14 protein-coding genes are annotated in these 16,075 nt (G+C 71.9%); 7 read left to right on the top strand and 7 right to left on the bottom strand.

Going from position 1 to position 16,075, the window contains the following annotated elements; genetic code table 11:
• Positions 1-3: 3 nt before the first annotated feature.
• The 5 genes from G447_RS0109395 to G447_RS12670 are packed head-to-tail and all read right to left on the bottom strand — an operon-like array spanning position 4 to position 4,808.
• Positions 4-1,323 carry a DUF58 domain-containing protein gene (locus G447_RS0109395; protein ID WP_026430859.1) on the bottom strand — a complete coding sequence of 440 codons (1,320 nt, stop codon included), beginning with the start codon at positions 1,321-1,323 and terminating at the stop codon, positions 4-6.
• Positions 1,324-1,332: 9 nt separating this feature from the next.
• Positions 1,333-2,478, bottom strand: coding sequence for an AAA family ATPase (locus G447_RS0109400; RefSeq protein ID WP_026430860.1), 1,146 nt, complete (start codon positions 2,476-2,478; stop codon positions 1,333-1,335).
• Entirely contained in the window at positions 2,471-3,637 is a 1,167-nt protein-coding gene (locus G447_RS0109405) for a DUF4350 domain-containing protein (RefSeq protein WP_026430861.1), read from the bottom strand. Before G447_RS0109405 ends, G447_RS0109400 begins: the two co-directional genes overlap by 8 nt.
• Complete coding sequence (locus G447_RS0109410) at positions 3,634-4,251, bottom strand: DUF4129 domain-containing protein (RefSeq protein ID WP_243442348.1); 618 nt, start codon at positions 4,249-4,251, stop codon at positions 3,634-3,636. Before G447_RS0109410 ends, G447_RS0109405 begins: the two co-directional genes overlap by 4 nt.
• Positions 4,252-4,271: 20 nt before the next feature.
• Complete coding sequence (locus G447_RS12670; RefSeq protein ID WP_243442349.1) at positions 4,272-4,808, bottom strand: hypothetical protein; 537 nt, start codon at positions 4,806-4,808, stop codon at positions 4,272-4,274.
• A gap of 302 nt (positions 4,809-5,110) precedes the next feature.
• Between G447_RS12670 and G447_RS12675 the strand changes: the two genes are divergently transcribed.
• From G447_RS12675 to secA, 7 genes are all read left to right on the top strand, one after another.
• Complete coding sequence (locus G447_RS12675) at positions 5,111-5,284, top strand: hypothetical protein (RefSeq protein ID WP_243442350.1); 174 nt, start codon at positions 5,111-5,113, stop codon at positions 5,282-5,284.
• A 329-nt stretch (positions 5,285-5,613) separates the two neighbouring features.
• The gene (mtrA, locus tag G447_RS0109420; RefSeq protein ID WP_005870412.1) at positions 5,614-6,294 is read left to right on the top strand and encodes an MtrAB system response regulator MtrA; all 681 of its coding nucleotides are present in this window, start codon (positions 5,614-5,616) and stop codon (positions 6,292-6,294) included.
• Between the two features lie 85 nt (positions 6,295-6,379).
• Entirely contained in the window at positions 6,380-8,086 is a 1,707-nt protein-coding gene (mtrB, locus tag G447_RS0109425; protein WP_243442351.1) for an MtrAB system histidine kinase MtrB, read from the top strand.
• The gene (locus tag G447_RS0109430) at positions 8,083-9,777 is read left to right on the top strand and encodes an LpqB family beta-propeller domain-containing protein (RefSeq protein ID WP_026430864.1); all 1,695 of its coding nucleotides are present in this window, start codon (positions 8,083-8,085) and stop codon (positions 9,775-9,777) included. Before mtrB ends, G447_RS0109430 begins: the two co-directional genes overlap by 4 nt.
• 2 nt (positions 9,778-9,779) lie before the next feature.
• Positions 9,780-10,490: a phosphoribosyltransferase family protein gene (locus tag G447_RS0109435; protein WP_243442352.1), complete on the top strand. Its 711-nt coding sequence runs from the start codon at positions 9,780-9,782 to the stop codon at positions 10,488-10,490.
• 159 nt (positions 10,491-10,649) lie between these two features.
• Positions 10,650-11,303 (top strand): ribosome hibernation-promoting factor, HPF/YfiA family, encoded by a 654-nt coding sequence (gene hpf / locus G447_RS0109440; RefSeq protein WP_005867561.1) that lies wholly within the window; start codon positions 10,650-10,652, stop codon positions 11,301-11,303.
• 210 nt (positions 11,304-11,513) lie between these two features.
• Positions 11,514-14,378 carry a preprotein translocase subunit SecA gene (secA, locus tag G447_RS0109445; RefSeq protein WP_026430866.1) on the top strand — a complete coding sequence of 955 codons (2,865 nt, stop codon included), beginning with the start codon at positions 11,514-11,516 and terminating at the stop codon, positions 14,376-14,378.
• A gap of 213 nt (positions 14,379-14,591) precedes the next feature.
• Here secA and G447_RS0109450 read toward each other — a convergent pair whose 3' ends face one another.
• Together G447_RS0109450 and G447_RS12680 are read right to left on the bottom strand one after the other, a co-directional pair.
• A complete protein-coding gene (locus G447_RS0109450) occupies positions 14,592-15,101 on the bottom strand; it encodes an Rv3235 family protein (RefSeq protein WP_243442353.1) in 510 nt (169 codons plus the stop codon).
• The gene (locus G447_RS12680) at positions 15,098-16,036 is read right to left on the bottom strand and encodes a LysM peptidoglycan-binding domain-containing protein (RefSeq protein WP_243442354.1); all 939 of its coding nucleotides are present in this window, start codon (positions 16,034-16,036) and stop codon (positions 15,098-15,100) included. The genes G447_RS0109450 and G447_RS12680 overlap by 4 nt, the downstream gene beginning before the upstream one ends.
• Between the last annotated feature and the right edge of the window lie 39 nt (positions 16,037-16,075).

Raw genomic sequence — 16,075 nt, forward strand, 5'->3', positions numbered from 1 at the left:
GTCCTACAGGCGGCCCGCCTTCTTCAGCTCGATGTAGGTGTCCGCAGTGCGCGCTGGGAGGGCGCCGGACGGCGCCGAGACCACCACCGCCCCCGCCGAGCGCGCGTCGGCGACCCCGGCCTGGTCGGTCCGCTCCTCCAAGGCGGCGGCGGCCGATATGAGCACATCCCCGTCGTCGGCGCGGGCGCGGTCCTGGTCGGGGTCCGTCGCCGACGCGACGAGGACGGTGTGGCGGTCCGCCAGGGCGCGCACCGCCTCGAGGAAGTCCACGTCCATGCCCGCAGGGGGGACCCTGGTGACCAGGACGACCAGGGCCGGGTGGTGGACTGTAGCCCGGACCTGCGAGACCGCCAGCTGCCAGTCCGTGACGTCCAGGGAGGGGGCCACTTCCTGGAACGCCGTCGCGGCCGCTCCCAGGAAGGCTCCGCCCCTGACGCCCGAGACACGGGCGCGCACCCGCTGGTCGAGCGCCAGCAGGTGGACCTGGTCGCCGGCGCGCGTGGCCAGGGCCCCCAGCAGCAGCGCCGTCTCGATGCCGGAGTCGAGGCGCGGGGCCACTCCGATCTCGATGGTGTCCGCGGCGTCGTCGGGGGCTCCTAGCAGTGCCGCCGATGCCCGTCCGCAGTCGACGACGACCACGACGTGGCGGTCGCGCTCGGGCCTCCACGTGCGCACCATGAGTTCCTTCGAACGGGCGGAGGCGCGCCAATCGATGTCGCGGGGGTCGTCTCCGCGCACGTACTCGCGCAGCGAGTCGAACTCGGTTCCTGCCCCCCGCAGGGTTGTCGGAGTGGTCCCCTCCAGCTCGTGCAGGCGCGCCAGGCGCGACGGCAGGAGCACGCGCGCGCGGAACGCGGGAAGGACGGACAGGGTGAGGGGCGCGTCGATGCTGATCTGGCGCCCCCCGAGCCCCAGGGCGCCCCAGACCCTCAGCGTCGCGTAGTCGGCTTCCCGCGTCCCCCGGCGCGTGGGGGCCAGCCGCGTCCGCAGGACCACCGACGAGCCCGCCTCGACGCGCACCGTGTGGTGGGCGGGGGTGGGGCGGAGCGAGGGGGGCCATCCGTCGCGGACCACGAGGCGCAGCCTCCGCCTCGTCGGATTAGTGATGGTGAGGACGGACATGCTCGTCTCGTCGGCCCTGATCGGGCCGTCCACCTCCCGGCGGACGCTGAGCTCCCGCGGGGAGACGGCGGTGAGGGCGTCGAGCGCGCTGAGCGCGAGGCAGCCGCCCGCCCAGCACCATACGAAGCCAATGCTGGGAGCGGCGATCAGGGGGATCGCCCCGAGCAGCACCAGGGCGCTGACGCGCCAGGAGACAACCATGGGAGCCCCTCAGCGCGGAACCGGGACCTGCGCGAGGACGCCCTCGACGACGCGGGTGGCGGTCAGCCCCTCCAGGTCGGCCTCGGCCCGAAGCCCGATCCTGTGGGCGAGTGTGGGCGCGGCCATCGCCTTGACGTCGTCCGGGGTCGCGAAGCCCCTGCCCTGCAGGAAAGCCCACACGCGGGTGGTCCGCAGGAGGGCGGTGGCGCCTCGGGGCGAGGCGCCCAGGCGGACCGACGGCGACTCCCTGGTGGCGCGGCACACGTCCACGAGGTAGGCGAGGACTGTGTCCGACACGTCGACGCGGGCCGCGGCCCCGCGGGCCGCAGCGATGTCCGCGGGCGAGGCCACAGGTCGGACGCCCGCGTCGGCGAGGGCCAGCGGGTTGAAGCCGTCCCGGTGGCGTTTGACGATCCCGAACTCCGCATCGCGGCCGGGCAGGGGGAGCTCCAGTTTGAGCAGGAAGCGGTCGAGCTGGGCCTCGGGGAGCGGGTACGTCCCCTCGTACTCCACGGGGTTCTGGGTGGCGATGACCATGAACGGGTCGGCGAGGGCGTGGGTCTGCCCGTCCACGCTGACCTGGCGCTCCTCCATCGCCTCGAGGAGCGCCGACTGGGTCTTGGGCGGCGTGCGGTTGATCTCGTCGGCCAGCAGCAGGTTCGTGAACACGGGGCCGCGGCGGAAGTCGAAGGCGGACGAGCCCGCGTCCCACACCAGGGAGCCCGTGATGTCGGCGGGCATGAGGTCCGGCGTGAACTGGATGCGCGCCATGTCTACGTCGAGCGCGGTGGCCATCGTGCGGACCAGGAGCGTCTTCGCCACGCCGGGCACTCCCTCGAGGAGGGCGTGCCCCCCGGCGACCAGCGCGATGATCAGCCCGGTCACCGCCCCCTCCTGCCCGACGACGGCCTTGCCGATCTCGGAGCGCAGGGCCATCAGCGCGTCCTTGGTCCGCTCCTCCTGGGGGGACAGGGCGCGCCCGTTCGTCTGCTCCTCGCTGGGCGCGCTGAACGACGACGGGGCGGAGGGGGCGCCGGGCGCCGCGGGGGGCGTGCCCCCTCCCCACGCCTGGCCCTGCGGCTCCCCGGCCGGGGCCGCGTCCGTCCGGGGAGGTCCGTAGGGGGCGTCCGACGAAGGGGGGAGGGGGTTAGTCATTGCGGATCTCCTTTTCGAGGGCGTCGAGCTGTTCGGCGAGGACGGTGAGGGCGGAGTGGGACGCAGGGGCGGGGCCCCACAGGAGGGCGCGCGAGCGCGCCGGATCCACGCCCCGCTTCTCCAGCGCGCCGACCAACTGCTCCGCCGGGGCGGAGGCGGGGAGGCCGAGGCGCTGGGCGATCCTGCGGGCGCTCGCCGAGCGCAGGGCCTGGGCGGCGTGCCCGAAAGCGCGGTTCGTGCGCATGAGGCGGGCCTTTCCGATCAGGATCTCCGAGGCGGGGACCTCGACCGGGAGCTTCTCGGAGGCGAGGCGCCCCATGCGCCTGCCCCGCGCCAGCGCGAGGACCAGGGCGGCCGCGACCAGCAGCAGGAACAGCGGGCGCAGGTGGGCGGGGGCCAGGTCGGAGGGGCTGGTGGCCGACTCCTCGCCTGTGGGCATGTACCACAGGAGGTTGCGGGTGCGGCCCATGGCGCCGAGCGCGAGGGAGGCGTTGCCGTCCTGGAGGACCGCGCTGTTCGTCAGACGCGCGGGATCGGTGATGACCGCGCGGAAGCGCCCGTCCGACTCCTTCTCGGCGTACTGGAAGCCCTTGCCGTCGGAGGTGAAGCACAGGGTCCACTCCTGCGCCGCGTCCTGGTCCGGATCCTCGGCGACCCTGTAGGCGGAGGAGGTGAGGGTCCGCGCCCGCGCGGCCGTGGGGGAGGAGCAGCCGGGGTTGACGGTCTTCGCCGAGGTGGCGGAGAAGGGGGGCATGACGCGCAGGCCCTCCAAGTAGGGCGGCAGGGCGTCCGCAGTACTGTAGAGAGTGCCCACGAACACGACGCTCGGCGCGGCCCGGACGGCTTCGGCGGTGCGGGAGGGCATCTTCTCGGGATCGATGACGACGACTGTGGTGTCGGCGCCGGCGGCTGCGATGTCCGCCTCCGCGGCCTCCTTGACTGTGACCCCGTGGTCCCCGAGCACCCGGACCAGGGCCTGCGCCCCGTCTTCCCCGTGGTTCGTGGTCGACAGTGGCGTGGTGGAATGGGAGGGGTCGGGAACGAGCACCAGGAGGGCGGTGGCAATGACGGCGATGCCGATCAGTAGGACCAGGGCCCGCGCCCGCGCGAGGACCGATCGCCCGGTGGGCGTCACGACTGCGGTGGAGCGCGCCCTCATCGTGCCCCCGCTCCCGCTCTGGCAGGGCGCCGCAGGGCGTCGAGCGCCCGTTCCGTCAGTGCCCCCAGGCGCTCGACATCGGCGGATCTGGCGTGGCCCTCGCCGTAGCGGACGGTGTCGAAGAGGCCGGCTTCGGCCATGAGCTCCGGCGCGAGCGCGGGCGCGCTGCGCGAGGTCTGGGAGGCGGCCTCGTGCGCGGTCAGGCCCGGCGTGTCAGCCAGGACGCCCAGGGCCCCCGCCTCCAGGACCAGGATGCGGTAGCGCCACACGAACGCCTGGTCCCAGTCGCCCTCGGCCAGCGCGCGCTTGAGGGCCGCGCGCACCTCCTGCGCGCTCCGGCCGTCCTCGTCGAACACGGAGGCCGAGGCGAGCCGGCGCGCGCGCACCGGGTTGAGGATCAGTGCGATCAACGCGACGGCGACCAGGATGATGACCATGACCAGGACGATCAGCTGGACGGGCGGGACACCGTGGCCGTCCCAGTTGAAGGACTCCGCCAGGGACCGGTAGATCCTGGCGAAGAACTTCGACACCGGATCCAGGTCGCGGTGGTACTCGCCGCGCGAGAGCTCCTCGCTCAGCCAGGACTGGGCCTCGTCCTGGTCCGGTGTCAAAGGGGGTTGCTCGATTGGCCTCACTGATTCCCCGCTGCCGCAGCCGCCAGCGTGGCCGCGAAGTTCTCACGGCGGATCCGCTCGTCGAGGTACATCAGGAGGGCGTACGACGTGACGAGGGGCGTGACCAGCGACTGGAGCACGGTTATGACGGCCGTCAAGACCGCCTGCTTGACCACCGCTGCGCTGACGGTGCCGTCGACCGCGGTCGCGAACACGGACATGTCCAGGACCGACGACACTCCGAGGGAGACGACCCACATGGCCGCCATCGCCAGGAGGACGATGAGCAGGTAGCGCCCGACGGAGCGCATCCACCTGCCCCGCGTGAGCTCCCACGCGCGCCCGATCGCTCCGAAGCCGCTCTTGCCCTCGATGACGGTCGCCGCGGGGGCGTAGAGGAAGCGGACCACGAAGCAGAACTGCACGAAGACGAGCGCAGCGATGAGCACCAAGGAGATCAGCCCCAAGGCGGCGACGGCCCCTACTCCGCCCCTGGTGGGGGAGATAACGACGGTGAGCGCCACGAGCGCGACCACGCCCACCAGGATCAGCACGAACGCGATGAGGACGAGCAGGATGCCCGTCAGTAGCGTCGTCGCGATGAGTGGCCAGAAACGGGGGGGCGAAGCGCCGCCACGTCTGACCCAGAGTGGGCTTGCGCCCGGCCGCGGCCTCGAGCACGGCGACGCACAGCATGCCCGACACGAGAGTCGACCCGACGAAGGAGACCGCCACCGCCAGGCCCCACGAGGTGATGAACTGGGTGGTGAGGCCGCCCAGCATCCCGAAGAAGTCGTTGGCTGAGCGGTAGTCGGTCCTGGAGACCGCGTCGAAGACGCTGTATATCAGGAACCAGGTGACCAGCGCGTTGACCACCGCGAGGACGGCGTTGACGGCGAGCGCGAACCCGAAGAACACCTTCGGGTTGGTGCGCACGGCCTTGAAGGACCCGTCGAAGAGGTCGGATATGGTCAGGGGCCGCAGGGCGATAATGCCGGGCCGGGGCGGCGGGGCCCACGCCGGGCCCTGACCGTAGTTGGCCCCGGGGCCGCCCATGGGGGCACCGGGCTGGGGGACAGGGGTCCCGGGGCCGGGGGGCAGGGGCGCCTGGCCCCAGGGGCCGGGGGCGCCGGCCGGTCCTTGCGCTTGGGGGTTCTGCGGCTCTCTATCACCGGGCGCGGTCCATTGATTGCTCATGATCCTTCTTTCCGCACGACTATGCCGTTCAGGACCTATGGTTCCACATTTGCGCGGCGGTGGGCAGTGCGTTCGCCGAACAGTCCGCATTCCGGCGCCCGAATCGTGGGCATTCCCCGCGAGTCGGAGGCGCACGGGCGCCAGACGTGACACTATCGTTACATGAGCTCGCGGATCCTCGTTGTTGATGACGACGTCGCCCTGGCGGAAATGATCGGTATCGTCCTGGAAGGGGAGGGGTACACGGTCTCCACCTGCCCCGACGGCGCGAAGGCCGTCGCCGCCTTCCAGGAGAACCACCCCGACCTCGTCCTGCTCGACGTCATGCTGCCGGGCATGGACGGGTTCGAGGTGTGCGCCGCCTTGCGGGCCGAGTCGAACGTCCCCATTGTCATGCTGACCGCGCGCTCGGACACCGCGGACGTCGTGACGGGCCTGGAGGCCGGCGCGGACGACTACGTCCCCAAGCCGTTCAAGCCCAGGGAACTGGTCGCGCGGGTGCGCGCCCGCCTGCGCGGGCGGGAGGACGCGGGCGAGGAGAGGATCGCGCTGGCCGACCTCGAGATCGACGTGCCCGGGCACGCGGTGCGCCGGGGCGACCGCCTCATCGCGCTCACCCCCCTCGAGTTCGACCTGCTCGCCACGCTGGCGCGCACGCCCTCGAAGGTGTTCTCCCGCGAGGAACTGCTCGAACAGGTGTGGGGCTACCGCCACGCCGCCGACACGCGCCTGGTCAATGTCCATGTGCAGCGCCTGCGCTCCAAGATCGAGCGCGACCCGGAAAAACCTGAGATTGTCGTCACAGTCCGCGGGGTGGGATACCGTGCCGGAACAGGGGCCTGAGCCGGGCGGCGCCAGTGACGCGGGCGCGCCCGTCCGGGGCGCCCCAGGCGCCCGGGGCCCCTCCTCCGCGCGCCTGAGGCGCCTGATGCTGACATCGGCGGGCCGGGCGCGCAAGAAGCCGAGCCGAAGCAGCGCAGCCCTGTCCCGCCTCGGCGCCGTCGCACGCGCGGTCATACTCGCCACCCCCCTGGGCGGATTCGCGCGCTCGTGCGCCAGGGCGTGGAGGCGGAGCCGGTTGTGGCGCTTCATCTCCAGCACCCACCCCGCGGCCGTGATCCGCCAGACCCTCTCCTTGCGCCTCGCCCTGGTCATCACCGCGACCACGCTGGGAATGGTCCTGGTCTTCGGCTTCGTCGTCTCCGCGCAGATGCGGTCCTCGGTCTTCGACTCGAGGCGCGCCCAGATCCTCGGCGACGCCTCCCTGCGCTTCTCGTCGGTGCAGTCGGTGCTCGGCCAATCCACGGCGAGCACCTCCGACCAGATCCAGGAGATGGTGCGCTCGACCCTTTCCTCCCTGCGGGCCTCGGCGGCCGGGGCGGGGGCCATCAACGTCGCCCTCCTGCGCTCGCCCAGTGCCCCCGAGTCCTTCCGCATCAACCAGATCGGCGACCAGCAGATGGAGGCCGTCATAGGCGCGCCCATCCGGCATGCCGTGCGGGGCGGGGGAGCCGCCCAATGGCAGTCCGTCGCCATCGCCTCCGCCGACGGCGACGCGCCGGGCATCCTGGTCGGCATGAGCGTCCAGGTGCCCAAAGCGGGAAGCCACGAGCTCTACATCCTCTACTCACTGGAGTCCGACCAGCGGCAGATCACCATGGTGACCCGCACCCTCTTCGTCACTGCTCTGCCGATCCTGGTCCTCATGCCGGTGGGGGTCTTCTGGGTGCTCCACCGCATGCTCGCGCCCGTCCGGAAGACAGCGCAGGCCGCCACCGACGCGGCACTGGGGGATTTGAGCGTGCGGGTCGAGGTCGTCGGGGACGACGAGATGGCGGACCTCGGCTACGCCTTCAACGACATGACGGCCTCCCTGCAGCACACGATCGACGAGTACGACGAGCTCTCCCGGCTCCAGCAGCGCTTCGTCTCCGATGTCTCCCACGAGCTGCGCACCCCGTTGACCACGATCCGCATGGCCGAGGACATCATCTGGAACAACCGGGCCGCCCTGCCCTCGGGCGCCAAGCGCAGCGCGGAGCTGCTGCACGAGCAGACCGAGCGCATGGACTCGATGCTGGCGGACCTGCTCGAGATCTCCCGCTACGACGCGCAGTCGGCCCTGCTGGACCCGGAAGTCCGCGACCTGCGCCCCCTGGTGGACAAAGTCGTCGACGCCAACAGGGACCTTGCGGAGCGCCAGGGCGTGCGCGTCGTGGTGGACGCCCCCGCCACCAGGTGCGCGGCGGAGATCGACGAGCGGCGCATCGAGCGGGTGCTGCGCAACCTGGTCGTCAACGCCATCGAGCACGCGGACGGCTCCGACGTGGTGATCACCATCGCCCAGAGCGGCACCGAGGTGGCCGTGCGCGTGCGCGACGGGGGCGTGGGCATGGACGAGGAGACGGCCGCCCACGTCTTCGACAGGTTCTACCGGGCCGACACGGCGCGCGCCCGCACCACGGGGGGCACTGGCCTGGGCCTTGCCATCGCGACCGAGGACACGCAGATCCACGGCGGGGAGCTGGAAGCGCACGGGGTCCCCGGCGAGGGGGCGTCCTTCCTGCTCACACTGCCCAAAACCGCGGGGGACCCCCTCGTGACCAGGCCGCTCGAGTTGTGGGAGGACGCATGAGAGCCGTCCGGGCCGTCCTGGCCGCCTTCTGCGCCGCCGCACTGGCGGGGTGCTCCTCGTTCCCCATGTCCTCCGCCCCCGAGCCCTTCGACGTGTCCAACAGGGACAACGGGATCGTGCAGTTCGCCGCCGACGGGCCCAGCGACGGCGCGGACCCGGTGTCGCTGGTCAAAGACTTCCTGCGCGCCTGCGCGGCGGGCACGAACGACGACTACGCGACGGCGAGACTGTTCCTCACGGATGCCTCCGCGTCCAACTGGAAACCGGAGGAGGAGGTCCTCGTCCACGAGTCGGACACGGAGAACACGCCGACGATCGCCCCGCGCGACGGGGACGACGACTCGGACTCCGCGGTCACGGTCACGGTCTCCTTCACTGCGATCGCCAGCGTGGACTCCGTCGGGATCCTCACGCACTCGCCCCATACGACGATCGACCACGAGTACGCGCTGGTCCGCGAGAAGGGGCAGTGGAGGATCGAATCGCCCGCGGATGTCGTGGTGATGTCGCGGTCCGCCTTCACCGCCTCCTACCAACTCGCCAACCTCTATTTCCCCGCGGCAACGCAGGACGCCCTGGTCGCCGACCCGCGCTGGCTGCCCTCGCGGCGCCTGGCCGGGCACCTCCTCGACGGGCTCGCGAAGGGCCCGAGGCCCTCCCTGTCCGCAGCGGTCGTCAACGCGATCGCCGCGGGGGGCCCCATGCCCTCGCGGGGGGTCGAGACGACCGAGCGCACCGCCAAGGTCGACCTCAGCGGGCCCGAGCCCGCTTCCGAGCAGGCCGCCGGCCTTCTCGTGTGGGAGATCCGCGAGACCCTCACCCAGGTCCCCGACGTCTCCTCCGTGGAGGTCACGATCTCCGGCCAGCCCCTCAGCACCGGGACCCCCCCGACGGGCCCCTCCTACTCACTGGACACGCTGGTGGGCCTTTCCGAGATGGGGATGGTGTACGTGTCGGGAGCGACCGTGTCAGCGGTGCCCATCTCCGAGGCCCCCTCCTCGACGGCCAGCAGGCCGACGGCCTCGCCCGTCAGCGCCTCCCTGGTGGCGTGGAACGACGGGGACACCACCCGCATCGCCCGCGTCGGGGCCGACGTCGTGACGGCTGCCGGCTCCTTGGAGCTCGGTCCGTCCATCGACCGTTTCGGGTGGGTGTGGACTGGGGGCTCCGACGAGAACGGGCCGCTCGCGGTCGCCAACGAGGCGCTTGCGCCCTCCGCTGTCGCCATCGAGTCGGACCCGGACGGGGAGGTGCGGGGAGTGCGCCTGTCCGCCGACGGCGCCAGGGCGCTCGTGGTCCGCGGACAGTCGTCGCTGTGGACCGCCACCGTCGAGCGCGACGCCGCGGGCGCACCCGTCCGCCTGTCCCACTTCGACGAGGTGCCCACCGGGGGGGTGGGCCTTGTGGACGCGTCGTGGGCGGGGGCCGGGACCATCATGTACGTCACCGACGCGGACGGCCCCGAGGGAGAACAACAGCTGGTGACGCTGCCGCTGGGCGGGCTGCCGACGAGCACCCCCCTGTCCGCGCGCGCCACCGCAATGAGCGCCGGCGGCTCCCCGGCGGCGGTCGCCCTGGCCGTGCAGGACGCCCAGGGGCAGTCGGGCACGGCGCCCCAGGCGCTCACCCGCTCCGGCGCCCTGTGGCAGCCCTTCCCCGCGGGTGTGCGCGAGGCCCGCTACGCGGGGTAGCCGTGGTGGCGCTCGGCAGGCTCCTGGGCGCGCTCGCCCGTGGCGGTGCCGACATCGCGCTGCCCACTTCGTGCCCGGGCTGCGGGGCGTGGGACGTGGGCATGTGCCCGCAGTGCCGGTCGCTGGCCCGGCGGGAGTGCGTCTGGAGCGTCCTGGAGGCCCCGGGCGCGCCGGAAGGCGTCGACCTGTGCGCGCTCGGCGCCTACGAGGGTGCGCTGCGCCGCTTGGTCCTGGCGGCGAAGCACTCGCCGAGGCGCGATCTGGGCCCCTTCCTGGCCGAATGCGGCGAGGGCCTGGGCGCCGCGCTGGCCGGGCGCTTCCACAGAGAGGGGGAGCCCCCCGCCTGGGACGAGATCTGGGTGGTCCCGGCGCCGTCGTCGTGGAGGAGGAGACTGCGCTCCCGTCCCGTGACCGCGCCCCTGGCGGCGGGGGTCGCTTCTGCGCTGGCCTCCCGGGGGGCGTGCCGGCGCGCCAGCGCGGTGGACTGCGTGCGCCTGGCGCTGGGCGCGCGCTCCCAGTCGGGTAAATCCGGTGCGGCGCGCCGCGCGGGCCGGGCCGGGTCCATGCGGACGGTCGCAGGAGTGCCCCCGGGAGCGGGCGTGGTGGTCGTGGACGACGTGGTCACCACGGGCGCCACGATGAGGGAGGCCATCCGCGTCCTGGGCGGTTGTGACGCCGCCGCGGCCATGTGCGCGCCGGGGCGCGTTCCATGACGAACGTCACTCAATCGGGTACAATAAGCCCACGGACCACACACCCGCGGGGTCTCCCGCGAACGGGCGGGAGGTGATCAACGACTACCACGGTCCGGGCGACCACGTCCGGACAGCCCGCGCGGGCAGTGTTGCCCGCTCATCACCATGGAGGAAAACATGGACATCACCGTCGTCGCACGTAATGCCGAAATCCATCCGAACTTCCGGCAGTACGTGGAGGAAAAGGTATCCAAGGTCACTCAGTTCTACCCCCGCGCCCAGCGCATCGACGTCGAACTGACCCACGAGCGCAACCCCCGGCAGGCCGACACAGCCGAGCGCATCGAGCTCACCGTCTACGGCAAGGGCCCGATCATCCGCGCCGAGGCCAAATCGGCCGACCGCTACGCCGCCGTCGACATCGCCGCCGGGAAGCTCTACGAGCGCCTGCGCCGCCTTCGTGACCGCGCGAAGGACCACCGGCGCGGATACGCGCGCGACCTGACGGATACCGAAGTCCTCGAGGCGCCCGTGCTGCCGAAGCAGGAGGAGTCCCCCGCCGAGGAGGCGGCCCCCAAGCCCCTGCGCAGCGCCGAGGACCTCAAAGTCGGGGAGGCGCGCGAGGAGCAGTGGGGCGATTCCCCGATCATCGTCCGTCAGAAGGTGCACGAGGCCCCGCCCATGACCGTGGACGAGGCGCTCGACCAGATGATGATGGTCGGACACCCCTTCTTCCTCTTCGTCGACAAGGAGACCCGCCAGCCGTGCGTGGTCTACCACCGCCATGGATGGACCTACGGCGTCCTCCGCCTCAACACGACGATCGACTGACACGCCCGCGGCGGCCCCGGCACTGCGCCGGGGCCGCCGCGCTGCGCCCAGGGGGCGACGCTTCCAGGGCCGGCCAGCCCCGCGCGGGCGGACATGAAAAATCACGAATAGCGGCCAGGAGTCGAGATTTGTGCCGCTGAGTTCGTACACTTGCAGGTGGATTGGACCACGACCGCCCCCCAGGGCGGAGCCACAACGTCAGGAGCCCCTGTGTCACTGATCGACAAGATCCTTCGCGCTGGCGAAGGACGAACGCTCAAGAAGCTCGACCGCCTCGCGTCCCAGGTCGACGCCCTGGCCGAGGACTTCGAAGAGCTCACGGACGAAGAGCTGCAGGCCAAGACCCAGGAGTTCAAGGACCGCCTCGCCGAGGGGGAGACCCTTGACGACATCCTGGTCGAGGCGTTCGCCACCGTCCGCGAGGCGTCGTGGCGCATCCTGCGCCTGCGCCCCTTCCACGTGCAGGTCATGGGCGGCATCGCCCTCCACCAGGGCAGGATCGCCGAGATGAAGACCGGCGAGGGCAAGACCCTGGTGGCCACGATGCCCGCGTACCTGCGGTCCCTGACCGGCGAGGGCGTCCACGTGGTCACCGTCAACGACTACCTGGCGAAGTACCAGTCGGACCTGATGAGCCGCGTCTACTCCTTCCTGGGCGTTAGCTGCGGGTGCGTCCTGGTGGGCCAGACCCCCGCCCAGCGGCGCGAGATGTACGCGATGGACATCACCTACGGCACGAACAACGAGTTCGGCTTCGACTACTTGCGCGACAACATGGCGCAGGTCCCCGAGGACCTGGTCCAGCGCGGGCACGCCTACGTGATCGTCGACGAGGTCGACTCCATCCTCATCGACGAGGCGCGCACGCCCCTGATCATCTCCGGCCCCGCCGACGGTGACCTCAACCGCTGGTACGTGGAGTTCGCGCGCATCGCCCGTCTGCTCAAGCGGGACGAGGACTACGAGGTCGACGAGAAGAAGAAGACCGTCGGCATCCTGGAGACCGGCATCGACAAGGTCGAGGACCAGTTGGGCGTCGAGAACCTGTACGAGGCGGCGAACACCCCCCTCATCGGCTTCCTCAACAACGCGATCCGGGCCAAGGAACTGTTCTTCCTCGACAAGGACTACATCGTCGACGGCGGCGAGGTCCTCATCGTCGACGAGCACACGGGCCGCGTGCTGCCCGGGCGCCGCTACAACGACGGCATGCACCAGGCCATCGAGGCCAAGGAGGGCGTGGAGATCAAGGCGGAGAACCAGACCCTGGCGACCATCACCCTGCAGAACTACTTCCGCCTCTACCCGGAGGGCTCGCGGGCCGGCATGACCGGCACCGCCGAGACCGAGGCGGCCGAGTTCGCGAACACGTACAAGATCTCCGTCGTGCCGATCCCCACGAACAAGCCGATGATCCGCGAGGACAAGTCCGACCTCGTCTACCCCACGGAGGAGGGCAAGCTGGGGGCGATCGTCGACGACATCGAGGAGCGCCACAAGAAGGGGCAGCCGGTCCTGGTCGGCACCGCCTCGGTAGAGAAGTCCGAGCTCCTGTCGAAGATGCTGCGGGCGCGCCACATCCCCCACCAGGTGCTCAACGCCAAGCAGCACGCCCGCGAGGCCGCGATCGTCGCGATGGCGGGACGCAAGGGCGCCGTCACGGTGGCCACGAACATGGCCGGCCGTGGAACGGACATCATGCTGGGCGGCAACTCGGAGTTCCTGGCGCAGGCGAATCTGGAGGCCGAGGGCCTGGACCCGAAGGAGAACCCCGAGGAGTACCGGACCGCGTGGCCCAAGGCGCTGGAAGCCGCGGAGGAGGCCGTCGAGGCCGAGCGCGAGGAGGTGCGCGAGCTCGGCGGGCTGTACGTGCTGGGTTCGGAGCGCCACGAGTCGAGGCGAATCGACAACCAGCTGCGCGGTCGTAGCGGACGCCAGGGGGATCCGGGTGAGTCCCGCTTCTACCTGTCCATGGAGGACGACCTGATGCGCCTGTTCAACTCGGGCATGGCCCAGCGCATTATGGCATCGGGCGCCTACCCCGAGGACATGCCGCTGGAGAACCGCCTCGTGTCCCGTTCCATCGCCTCCGCCCAGCACCAGGTGGAGGCCCGCAACGCGGAGATCCGCAAGAACGTCCTCAAGTACGACGACGTCATGACGGGCCAGCGCGAGACGATTTACGGCGAGCGCCGCAAGGTCCTGGAGGGCGAGGACATGGCCCCCCAGCTGCGCCTGTTCATGGAGTCGCTCGTCACCGGCCTGGTCGACGAGGCGATCGCCGACAAGCCGGTCGACGAGTGGGACTTGCCTGCCCTGTGGGAGAACCTGCGCGGGTACTACCCGCCGTCGGTGTCGATCGAGGAGGTCGAGGAGGAGCACGGCGGGGCGTCCTCGCTGGTGCGCGATGACCTGGTGAACGAGTTGGTCGGAGACATCCACGCGGTGTACGCCGACACCGAGGACCGCCTGAACGCCAATCCCTTGGCGCAGGCCCAGCTGGGCGAGGAGCCGATGCGCTCCCTCGAGCGCCGCGTCGTCATCGCTACCGTGGACCGCCTGTGGCGCGAGCACCTTTACGAGATGGACTACCTGAAGGAAGGCATCGGCCTGCGCGCGATGGGCCAGCGCGACCCGCTCGTCGAGTACAAGGACGAGGGCGCGCAGATGTTCCAGGCGATGGTTGAGCGGATCCGCGAGGAGTCGGTCCAGCAGGTCTTCTCCTTCGCGAAGCAGTTCGAGCGGGCCCTGGCGGACGCGGAGGAGCAGGCCGGCGGGGCGATCGCCTCCGCCCGCGTCGCCTCCTCCGAGGACAAGGACGAGGAGGCGTCCCCCAGCGTCGAGGAGATCGCCGCCGCGGACGCGGCTGCCTCCCGGGAGGCGCGCGAGGCGGTGGCCCGTGCCCGTTCCGTCATGGGGTCGGTGGGCCGCGAGCACGCGCCGACGCGCGTGAGCTACTCCTCTTCCCAGGGACAGGGGCAACAGGGCCAGGGCGGCAAGGGCTCAGCGGCGCCCGGCGGCGGAAACCGCGCCGCGCGCCGCGCCGCCGCCAAGAAGTCGCGCCGCCGCCGCTGAAGACCGGGACGAAGGGGCGGGCACCTGTGCGGTGCCCGCCCCTTGCGCGCGCGTTGTCGTCCACCGGCCCTCCGTGCATCTCCACGCCCAGGCCCGCCCCTGGCGGGCACGAGCCGTCGACGCCGTGAGGGGGTTGTCGACGCCGTGAGGGGGATATAACGCGCGTCGGTGTCGATAACGCGCGTCGGCGTGGCAACGTCCGTCGGATGCGGGTCAGGCGAGTTCGAGGGCGGTCGCCATCCACCGCCCCCTGTACTCCTCGAGCCGCAGGGCCACGGCGTAGTTCCTCGTGGGCGCGGCGATGGTGACGGCCACCTCGGACACCCTGGAACTGGGACTGCACACCCTCCAGTGCAGGGGGCGGCACGGCAGGGGGCCGACGGGCGCCACGACCCGCAGGGACTCGATGGCCGAGTAGAGCTCGGGGAGGAACCAGCGCCGCAGTTGCGCGCGGGGGCGGTGCCCCAGGAGCGCCTCGATGAGGGCCCTGGCGAGGGAGGCGGCCCATTCGCCGGGTTCCGGGGGGTCCCCGAGGCGCAGCCCCGGCACGACGACGGGCGTGAAACGCGACATCGCCTGCTCGGCCTGCCCCCGGGTGAGGCTGGTGGACACGTCCCAGCGGAAGGCGGGCCGCGAAGGGGCGGGGCGCGTCGAGCGATGGGGCGCGCGCGGGGGCCTCCTGGTCGCGCGGGTGACGGGGCGGGGAGAGATGCCTGCGCTCATGACAGGTCCTCGGGGATGGCGAGGACCTGTCCGGGGAGCAACAGGGACGGGTCGGGCCCGATGGTGTCGGCGTTCGCCTCGTACAGGCGGGGCCAGGCATCGGCGATCTGGGCGTCGTCCGCTGAGGGAAGGGCCGCCGCGGTGATCGACCACAGGGTATCACCCGGTCGCACCGTCACCGTCGCGCGCCCGTCGGGCGCGGTGCCCGGATCGGGCGCCAGCGGGGCGGGGGAGTCCGGCCGCGCAGCGCTGCGAGGTCCGGGAGCTGGGCGGGAAGGCTGGGACGCGGGCGTGGGGGTTGCCGCCCTCGGAGCCGCCGACGGGGCGGTGGGGGATGCGCCCGGTGCCGTCGCCGGGCCCTCAGACGCAGGAGCGCTCGGAGCGGGCGGTGTGGCGGAGGGGGCGCCGGCTGTGGAGGGGGAGCGTCCAGCCTCTGCGGCGCCGGCCGGTCCCGCCCATGTGAGGTCGAGTCCCGAGGCGGACTCCGCCACGGCCCGGGCGGCCTCTTCGGCGGCGGGCGTGGGGAGCGCAGCGGGGGCTGCGGGCTCCGCCGCAGCGGCGACGGCTCCGGTGAGCGGGATGCCCGCCAGGGTGATCCCCCCGATCACGGCGCTCGCCCCGGCCCGGGCGAGGATCGCGCGCGAGTGGCGGGTCCCGGCGCGCGCGACGGCCCGGGCGAGAGCCCGGCGCAGGGCGCCCGGCGCACGGCCTGCGGCCGCTGCGTGGGCAATGGCGGACCACAGGAGGTTCCACGCGATCAGGGCGCCGAGGGCGCAGGCGAGGACCACGGCGATGATCTGGTCCGGAGCGTCAGCGCTCAGGGCCGGCGCCGTCGCCCAGGCGTAGGCCGCGAGGAGGGCGGCGGCGGGGGCTCCGATCAGCCACAGCGCCGCGTCGTGGAGCGGCGGGGCGGGAATAGGGGTGCGCATTGTCATGGCTGACTCTTCTTCGAGTGTGCGGAACGGGGTACGCGC

The organism is Schaalia georgiae DSM 6843 (assembly GCF_000429245.1).
In the GTDB taxonomy this organism is placed as follows: Bacteria; Actinomycetota; Actinomycetes; order Actinomycetales; family Actinomycetaceae; genus Pauljensenia; species Pauljensenia georgiae.

Excerpts from the sequence above, each read along its gene's own strand:
- G447_RS0109405 (WP_026430861.1), bottom strand. The coding sequence starts at position 3,637 with ATGAGGGCGCGCTCCACCGCAGTCGTGACGCCCACCGGGCGATCGGTC.
- G447_RS0109430 (WP_026430864.1), top strand. The coding sequence starts at position 8,083 with ATGAGAGCCGTCCGGGCCGTCCTGGCCGCCTTCTGCGCCGCCGCACTG.
- G447_RS12680 (WP_243442354.1), bottom strand. The coding sequence starts at position 16,036 with ATGACAATGCGCACCCCTATTCCCGCCCCGCCGCTCCACGACGCGGCG.
- mtrA (WP_005870412.1), top strand. The coding sequence starts at position 5,614 with ATGAGCTCGCGGATCCTCGTTGTTGATGACGACGTCGCCCTGGCGGAA.
- G447_RS0109450 (WP_243442353.1), bottom strand. The coding sequence starts at position 15,101 with ATGAGCGCAGGCATCTCTCCCCGCCCCGTCACCCGCGCGACCAGGAGG.
- G447_RS0109395 (WP_026430859.1), bottom strand. The coding sequence starts at position 1,323 with ATGGTTGTCTCCTGGCGCGTCAGCGCCCTGGTGCTGCTCGGGGCGATC.
- mtrB (WP_243442351.1), top strand. The coding sequence starts at position 6,380 with ATGCTGACATCGGCGGGCCGGGCGCGCAAGAAGCCGAGCCGAAGCAGC.
- G447_RS0109400 (WP_026430860.1), bottom strand. The coding sequence starts at position 2,478 with ATGACTAACCCCCTCCCCCCTTCGTCGGACGCCCCCTACGGACCTCCC.
- hpf (WP_005867561.1), top strand. The coding sequence starts at position 10,650 with ATGGACATCACCGTCGTCGCACGTAATGCCGAAATCCATCCGAACTTC.